The sequence below is a fragment of the Streptococcus sp. GMD4S genome (assembly GCF_000296955.1).
Map to the genome: position 1 here is coordinate 1 of NZ_AJRE01000253.1, position 1,168 is coordinate 1,168.

Below are 1,168 nucleotides of genomic sequence, written 5' to 3' on the forward strand. Positions count from 1 at the left end.
CCAAAGGTTTTATCTTTAATTTCTAACGATGTAATTGGCATACTTTTCCTCACTTACTTAATAAAAAATAGAATCATTAATTGCTTCTGGTTCTTGCTCGCTTGTTACTGTTCTCTTAGGAATATCATTCGTATAATAGGAAAGACGTTCTTCTAGTTTTTTGATATAGAGTTCAGTTTCATCTTTGTATCGAATCATCTCCTCTAATTCAAAGTAAATCTTATCTAGAAAGAGGTCAACTTCTTCCTGATTGTAGCCTCTGAATGTTCTTGAGAAAGCTTTATCACTTATTTCTTGTGGTGTAATCGACATATTTTTTCTCACTTGCTTAAAAGTAGCCGGACTGTTAGTTTTTTCTTATCCTTTTTGGTCTGACCATTGTCTTTGACAACTTTCAAACGACCAAACTTTCTCACACTGATCAAATCCCCAACTGCAACCTGGTAATCAGATTTTTCAACCACATGATAATTTACCTGGACAGATTTTTTCTCTATCAGTTGACTAGCTTGGTTTCTAGATAATTTCAAGGCACTTGATAAGAGGGCATCCAATCGAAAACTCGAAACTAAAATTTCTCGTTCTCTATAATCAATTTTAGACAAAATCCTATCGGTAAAAGGACATTCCTCCAGCGATACAGGAAGTCTGCCAATCTTTCTTATTCCATCCTGAAAAAGAGGAATGAAATCACGATTGACAAAAATCTGTGCTCTCTTTTCATCTACCAAGATATCACCAAATAATTTACGGTCAATTCCTAGTTGGTTGATAATTGTTCCCAATATTTTTCCATGACTCAGTTGCTCAAACTTACTCGGATAGCAAATTTCCAACAAGGCCATTTCAAAGTCTGATATCTCCGGTTCAAAGTAATCTGGATAGAGAAGAACTCGAACCGACTCTGTCGGAAGAAAATCACCACTACTTTGGCAACCCAGTCCATATGTCCCAGCTAGTACCCTCAAAATCTGTTCCTGATGGGGATTGATAAAAGGAGTAAGTACCGGTGCATAGGTATCTTCTACCCGCTTGATCCACTCTAACCCCTTATCAATAAAGGGAATATCATCTTGGGAAAAATGCTGATAAATGGCTCGATTTGCTGTCATAGTAATAAGACTAGTCGTGTTAAGAGATTTCCAACAAACTGAATCAGAATCAGCGC

The 1,168-nt window shown here is 36.6% G+C and carries 2 protein-coding genes; both read right to left on the reverse strand.

Going from position 1 to position 1,168, the window contains the following annotated elements; genetic code table 11:
* Window positions 1-57: 57 nt before the first annotated feature.
* A complete protein-coding gene (locus tag GMD4S_RS09120) occupies window positions 58-312 on the reverse strand; it encodes a DivIVA domain-containing protein (protein WP_000028988.1) in 255 nt (84 codons plus the stop codon).
* An 8-nt stretch (window positions 313-320) separates the two neighbouring features.
* Window positions 321-1,112 carry a YlmH family RNA-binding protein gene (locus GMD4S_RS09125; protein WP_044130155.1) on the reverse strand — a complete coding sequence of 264 codons (792 nt, stop codon included), beginning with the start codon at window positions 1,110-1,112 and terminating at the stop codon, window positions 321-323.
* Between the last annotated feature and the right edge of the window lie 56 nt (window positions 1,113-1,168).

Coding starts and splice junctions, on each gene's coding strand:
- GMD4S_RS09125 (WP_044130155.1), bottom strand. CDS start 1,112: ATGACAGCAAATCGAGCCATTTATCAGCATTTTTCCCAAGATGATATT.
- GMD4S_RS09120 (WP_000028988.1), bottom strand. CDS start 312: ATGTCGATTACACCACAAGAAATAAGTGATAAAGCTTTCTCAAGAACA.